At 42.0% G+C, this 7174-nt stretch carries 6 protein-coding genes; 2 read left to right on the forward strand and 4 right to left on the reverse strand.

From position 1 onward, the window contains the following. The first annotated feature begins 742 nt into the window (after positions 1 to 742). On the forward strand, positions 743 to 2605 hold the full coding sequence (locus tag G4P69_RS28975) for an iron uptake porin (RefSeq protein WP_243902521.1): 1863 nt from the start codon (positions 743 to 745) through the stop codon (positions 2603 to 2605). A gap of 20 nt (positions 2606 to 2625) precedes the next feature. On the opposite strand, the gene mtnB is transcribed toward G4P69_RS28975, so the two are convergent. From mtnB to G4P69_RS28995, 4 genes are all read right to left on the reverse strand, one after another. After that, complete coding sequence (gene mtnB / locus G4P69_RS28980) at positions 2626 to 3267, reverse strand: methylthioribulose 1-phosphate dehydratase (RefSeq protein ID WP_208343662.1); 642 nt, start codon at positions 3265 to 3267, stop codon at positions 2626 to 2628. A gap of 212 nt (positions 3268 to 3479) precedes the next feature. Next, on the reverse strand, positions 3480 to 3989 hold the full coding sequence (locus tag G4P69_RS28985) for a pentapeptide repeat-containing protein (protein WP_208343661.1): 510 nt from the start codon (positions 3987 to 3989) through the stop codon (positions 3480 to 3482). A 305-nt stretch (positions 3990 to 4294) separates the two neighbouring features. Beyond that, entirely contained in the window at positions 4295 to 5275 is a 981-nt protein-coding gene (locus tag G4P69_RS28990) for an aldo/keto reductase (protein ID WP_208343660.1), read from the reverse strand. 91 nt (positions 5276 to 5366) lie between these two features. Next, entirely contained in the window at positions 5367 to 6038 is a 672-nt protein-coding gene (locus G4P69_RS28995) for a glutathione S-transferase family protein (RefSeq protein WP_208343659.1), read from the reverse strand. A 296-nt stretch (positions 6039 to 6334) separates the two neighbouring features. Between G4P69_RS28995 and G4P69_RS29000 the strand changes: the two genes are divergently transcribed. Then, the coding region (locus G4P69_RS29000; protein ID WP_208352904.1) for a methyltransferase domain-containing protein at positions 6335 to 7174 on the forward strand (840 nt) is incomplete at its 3' end.

The raw sequence follows: 7174 nt of genomic DNA on the forward strand, positions 1-7174 counted from the left end.
AATAGACCTTTCATGACTCAAACCTTCGTTTTGTGATAGCTGCTTTTAATAACCTTGATAGCCTAAATATAAACGAACCGTATCGTCTCTATTATCTCTCACAAGACATAACGTGTCGTCTAACAAGACTCTTAATTAATAAATCTTGACAGATGTCCTATTGATCCCAAAGCAAGGTATCTCCCGTAAGCAATCGAAACCGGAGACATCTATTGGGCTTTTGTCTGTTAAAAATCAAACATTAAGGCGCAAAAATAGCAATTTCACATCTGAACAACTTTGTCAATATGTAACTTCTAATATCAGTTACCGAAACATTGTTTTTTTGTGAAAAAAATTTTTGCTGCACAGTCCTTGCATTTTATGAAGCTATATGCAAAAATTACCTTGTATAAATTACAGTAAGTCTATCAATTTACGGTAATTGATAGTTTGTCAATTTTATAACAGTTAGGAATTCGTAGGAAATAATTGGAATCGAAATCAAACTTTAGAGATTTGAATTAATTGGTGAAGAACTTAGTACACTATCACGAATACAAAAAGATGTATAAAAACACATCTGTTCATGCAAGTGTACTTAAAGGTCTATCTCCATGACACTCATAAAAAGACGAAATCGAAAGATTTTTCTTACAGTCCCTGATTACTGATAGTTAGCAGAAGTACTTGATAAAGTGTTTCTGGTAATTTGTTCTATCTGTTTTTGAGTCAATACATACAGCTTTTAGGTTGGGGAGTCATGTTGTCAAAATTTTACTGGAATTCTAGATGGATATTGTTCTTACTTTCCATGCTAGATGTACTCATTATCCTGTTTCTGAATCCTGCAAAAACCTGGGCAGATATACCTAAATCATCCTCATCCACTGTGAGCAGTACTATTTCTGCTCCGATTTCTAAGAAAGATCAAGCTGCTGTTTCTCACCATAGTGGTAATAAGCTGATCTCGCAAGCACTTTCACCAGTCGGTGAAGAATCACCTACTTCCAAATCTGCTGATTTTACACAAGAAGATGAGATTAATTCTGTCTCTAACCTTTTGAGTGGTAAGAAATCTCCTACTTCTACACCTACCGATTCCACAGAAGAAGAACAGGTCAATTCAGTATCCCAGCTCTCAGATGTCAAACCGGGCGACTGGGCTTTTCAAGCACTGCAATCATTGGTGGAACGCTATGGTGTAATTAGCGGTTACCCTGACCAAACCTTTAAGGGTAATCGGGCATTGACTCGCTACGAATTTGCCGCTGCATTGAATGCAGCACAAGATCGTTTACGAGAGTTGCTTGCAAGTAACACAAGCGACTTAGTTAGAAAAGAGGATTGGGAAACTCTACAAAAATTACAAAGCCAATTTTCACCAGAACTTGCAGCTTTGCGAGGACGAGTGGATTTGCTGGAAGCAAAAACAGCAATTCTTGAACAGCAAAAATTTTCCGCTACAAGCGTATTGAATGGTCGAGCCCAGATTGTTGTTGGCGAACTTTTCTCAGGCAATAACGTCATCACAAAGAAACCAGCACCTCATGTCGTCACAATGCAAGAAAATTTCTCTTTGCGATTAAACTCAAGTTTTACCGGCAAAGATGTCTTAACCATAACAGGGGGAGGTGGAAGTATTATCTCGTTGGGACAAACAAGAGCTGGATTATTAGGAACCTATGACGGGAGAACTGCTGATAACGCTAATATCACACGTCCACCCAATGATTTTACGCTAACTGGTCTCCGGTATCGGTTTTTACCGGGTCCAAATACCCAAGTCAATATTTACGCTCAAAATGATGGAGCTAACGAGATAGGCTTTTCTGTTCCTATTAACCCATATTTTGAATCTAGTTTTGCAAGTGGTGCTAATGGGATTTCACGATTTTCGCGCCGAGCCTTGGTTTTTAACTATGGAGATAACGGTCCCGGAATTGCGGTACTCCATAAATTCAGTAAACAATTACAAGTAGGTGTAGCCTACAGCGCACCCAATGGTGCCAACCCCTCAACTAATAATGGCTTATTCTCTGGCAGATATTTAGCTTTGGGGCAGATACTATACAACAACCGTAAAAACAATTTTCGGATTTCTGCTGCTTACGTCAATACCTATAGCCCCCCCAATACAACAGGTTTCAGTGGAACAAACTTTGGTCCAGCGGCTGGTAGTAACCTGGTAAATAGCACCGTGGCTGGAACTGGAACTGTTGGTAACCTGTATGGTATACAAGCCTTCTATAAATTTAATCCCAAATTTGCGATGAATGGGTGGGTAAGTTATGCATCACACCGCTATCTAGGGCGTGGAGATGGGCAAGCTATGGATTGGGCGGTAGGAGCATCATTCCCAGATCTTTTTAGTAAAGGTAGTCTAGGGGGGGTTTTTGTTGGTATGGCACCCAAGATGATCAGTCTTAGTAGGAATGTAAATTTGGGCGCTGGTTTTGGACAAGCAGACAAGGATCTCTCGCTGCACGTTGAGACATTCTATCAGTATAAACTTTCAGATAATATTGATATTACCCCAGGGTTAATCTGGATCACTGCACCCGATTCTAATTCCAGTAATCCTGGTAGTGTATTTGGCTGGGTTCGTGCTTTATATAGGTTTTAAAACATCTAGAAAACCAGACTTTACAATCCGAACCCAATTTTCCGAGCAGCTACCATGTAGCGAAAAATATACTCGACTATCTCGATGTAGTTGCTCGCACTTTCTAGGGAAGAAGCCCATACAGTAACTCCGTGGTCCCGAATCAGCAAAGCTGGTATTTGTGGCGTTGTAACTTTAAAGCGATCGCAAATCTCACTCGCAATTAAGGGTACCTTTAGACGGTTAGCAAATACGGGTATTGCAACTTGTGGGTTCTCTTCCCAAACTCCCAAACCTTTAAGCATTTCCAAAGGTGGTAAAGGTAGAGTATCACTGCTTACAAAGCGAGAGACTAAGTTAGCCTCAATAGAGTGGACGTGGTAGCAGGCTTGAGCATCTGGAAACAGCGTGTAAATAACTGCATGGATGCTTGTCTCAGCTGATGGGGATCTGTGAGAATTCGGCTGTGTAGGAGCAAGAGATACCTGACCTTGGCATGGATTTAAAGTCATAAGAACAAAGTCATCATTAGTCAGCCGACCTTTCGGACGTCCACTGGCAGTAATCCAGAAATTACCATCTGGCATTCTCGCCGAGAGATTACCAGCCGTACCCACCATCCAACCCATCTCGTAGAATTGACGGGCAGTTGCGATCAGTGTGGGACGGGGATCAATACTCATAAAAATTTTGAATTTTTGATGACTCGCCCAAATTTTAGACTATTTTTAGACATTACCCTCAAAAATTAATGGTTGGTTTCTAACTTGTAGGGGCGTTACCCTTCAGTGGTTCCCGAAGGGTATGGCATTCGCCCGAGAGCATGAGGTAATTTACGTAAGTATTAGCTCAAGTTTTATTCACGACAGCATCCGGGATGATAGCTGCGTACTCTTTACTGAATAAGGAATCCTTGAGGTCTGATTACATCTTCCAAATCAGCTTGTTGAAGGTTTGCTCCCTCTAGATTTGCATCTGTCAAATTTGCTTTCTCTAGATCTGCGTCAAAGAGGTTTGCTCCCCTTAAATTCGCTCCTACAATATTTGCTTTTCCCAAATCCGCTCCTTGTAAATTTGCGGCTTGTAAGTTTGTTCCCTGTAAGTTTGCTCTCTCTAGGTCAGCATTTTGCAAATTTGCATTTTCTAAAGAAGCTCCTTGGAGGTTAGCATCTTTTAAGTGTGCGCCTATTAAGTTACACCCTACACATTCTCCGGTGTCTAATAAGCGTCTAACGTTTGCTGGTACAGACGTTATAGGAAAAGATGGAGATGGAGTGGTTATGGATGGTGTTTGTGTTTGAGCATTGGCAATAGGTTGATCCAACAGAGAAAATGTTGCTACAAGTACGACAAAAGCTGTCGTTACAAGCCAGTTGGTTAATCTTCTTAAATTTGTTTTGTTCATTTTATTTGAGTGGCTTTACTTGAAACCACTAATAAAGTGCTTTCAATTCTTAATTTAAAGAAGTTCAAGAATAGAATCAAATATTTTTTCTGTTCAAAATCATAAATAAAAGTAATTAAACAAGGAGTCAGAATTCAGAATTCAGGAGTTAGAATCAATGAGATCGTTTACAATTAGCTATCTCAGTGAGGAGTCTGTGTAGACGCTGGGTATTTAAACCGCTAGACTTATTCACCAGTTGCACTTTCCTTAAGAAGCTGCTTCTTGGCTCCTGACTTCTGACTCCTGACTCCTGAATTCTTTTTCTACCGATGCCCTAAAACTGGATGAGGTTTGTATGGTTCCTCAAGCAACTTGAGTTCTTCTTCAGAAAGTACTAAGTCCAGAGCTTCGACTGCTTCTTTCAGATGTTCTATTTTGCTAGCACCAATGATAGGGGCTGTCACACCCGGTTGATGCAATAACCAAGCTAAGGCAATTTGGGCTGGTTTAACACCGCGTTTTTGGGCTAAATCTACGACGCGATCGACAATTTCAAAATCTGACTCTTGATAGTAGAGATTATGAGCAAATTCATCGGTTTTTGCTCGCACAGTCTCTCCATAACCTTGCTTTTGTCGATTCCCAGCAAGAAAACCTCGTGCTAGAGGACTCCAAGGAATAATCCCAATTCCCTCAGCGCGAGATAAAGGTAGTACTTCTCGTTCTTCTTCTCGATACACTAGGTTATAGTGATTTTGCATCGAAACAAAGCGAGTCCAACCGTATTTATCGGCGGTGTAGAGAGCTTTGGCAAATTGCCAAGCGTACATACTCGATGCACCAATGTATCTCACCTTACCCAATTTGATAAGGTCGTGCAGTGCTTCTAGAGTTTCCTCAATAGGTGTCTCGTTATCCCAGCGATGGATTTGGTACAAATCTACGTAATCTGTTTGTAGTCGTCTTAATGAGGCATCGATGCTATCAAAAATATGTTTACGAGACAATCCTCTGTCATTAGGGCCATCGCCTACTTTGTTGTAAACTTTAGTAGCAATTACGACTTGTTCTCTTTTTGCAAAGTCTTTGAGTGCTTTTCCTACGATTTCTTCGCTGACACCTAAAGAGTAAACATCCGCAGTGTCAAAGAAATTAATGCCCAATTCCAAAGCAAGTTTAATAAATGGGCGACTTTCTTCTTCTTCCAGTACCCATTCTCGCCATTTACGTGAGCCGTATGTCATCGTCCCAAGCGATAGGCGGGATACTTTGAGTCCGGTTTTGCCGAGATTGATGTATTTCATAACTAGTCAATTGAGGATACTTACACTCTGTCCTGAAGCTGCTTTTCAAACATCAACCGAACTGGTGACTTACTTTTTTGCTTTTTCGTTGCTAATTCACGCTAGCAGGAACAGGTGCAAATCTCGCATAACGTTGTAAGTAAAATTCTTTGGAGTTGGCGATCGCACGCACCGACTCTCGCTGACTCACAGCCTCACGCCAACGCTGTAAGCGAGTTAACTCAGCTGGTGTTTGAAAGTTACGATACTCTTCAAGGGTAGCCCAACGCTCAAACCAAGGATAATAAGTGAGATCAACGAGACTGATCTCGTTACCAAACCAGTATGGTCCATCTCCAGACAATTTTGCTAAAGCCTCATTTTCAATAAATCTCAAATGATTTTGTAATTCAACTGCAGCAGCTTTTTGTTGTTCTGAATCTGGAGAACGTAGCAAACTGGAGTATGCTGCGACAAAGCGAGTATTGGCAAAATCAATCCAAATTCTTGCTTGAGCCCTTAATATAGGCTCTTTTGGTAATAGAGATGGTTCGGGGAATGCTTCTTCTAGGTATTCGTTAATAATTGCTGATTCCCACACTCGTTGCTCACCATGTTTAATAGCAGGAACTTTACCGTAGGGAGATATATCCGTAAATCCAGCTGGTTTGTTTTGCAAATCGATTTCAACCACATCAAAGTCAACACCCTTTTCTAGTAAAGCTAAGCGTGATCTGTGGGCAAAGGGACAAGCAACACTACTGTAGATTGTAACTTTTGTCATGATCAATTCCTCTTTCTTATAAGATTAATCTACTTGACGCCTATCATATTACCGTACTTAATAGTTCTTCGCTAGCTCCGCAAATCGTCTCAGGTTTGAGCATTTCGCGTTTCATTCTCGCTATAGAATAGATGCGATCGCCTTTGGCGCTGCCCTTTGGGCAATCGCGAAGCGCGCCTGTTGCCCAAGCAAGCTCCGCTTCATTGTCCCGACGCTCTGCTTCAGGGAAGTCTGTTTGGAAAGAATAGGCTTGGTAAGATACAGGGAGCGATCGCCATACTCAAGGGAGCTTTTCGATGAACATTATCTGGCTGTTGTTGACGGTAGTATTAGGTCTTTCCTTTATTTATATTTTTAGTGCGCGCCGCTACCAATCAAGTGATTCCGTTGCCACCGCCTACGATCAGTGGACTAATGACGGCATTCTAGAGTTTTATTGGGGAGAGCATATCCATCTTGGTCACTACGGTTCTCAGGAACATCGCAAAGACTTCCGTGCCGCCAAGGTAGACTTTGTACATGAGATGGTGCGTTGGGGTGGGTTGGATCATCTACCTGCTGGAACTACGGTTTTGGACGTAGGTTGTGGTATTGGCGGTAGTAGTCGGATTTTAGCGCGGGACTATGGCTTTTGCGTTACAGGTATCACCATAAGCCCAGAGCAGGTGAAACGTGCACAGGAATTGACCCCATCAGAGATTCCAGCTAAGTTCCAACAAGATGATGCGATGAACTTGTCCTTCCCAGATAGAAGTTTTGACGTAGTATGGTGTATAGAGGCAGGACCACACATGCCAGATAAAGCGGTTTTTGCTAAAGAACTTTTGCGGGTACTCAAGCCGGGAGGAACTCTTGTAGTAGCAGATTGGAACCAGCGAGATGCCAGAAAGCAACCGCTGGTGTTATGGGAGCGCTGGGTAATGCGCCAGTTACTAGATCAATGGGCCCATCCTGAATTCGCAAGTATTGAACAGTTTGCCGAACTTTTGCAAGAAACAGGCTTGACCGAAGGCGCGGTGTTCACTGCTGACTGGACGCAGGAAACTCTACCATCCTGGCTCGATTCCATTTGGCAAGGGATCAGTCGTCCGCAAGGTTTAATACGTAATGGGCTACCCGGTTTTATCAAATCCTTG

Origin of the sequence: Aetokthonos hydrillicola CCALA 1050 (assembly GCF_017591665.1) — a bacterium.
Lineage (GTDB): Bacteria > Cyanobacteriota > Cyanobacteriia > Cyanobacteriales > Nostocaceae > Aetokthonos > Aetokthonos hydrillicola.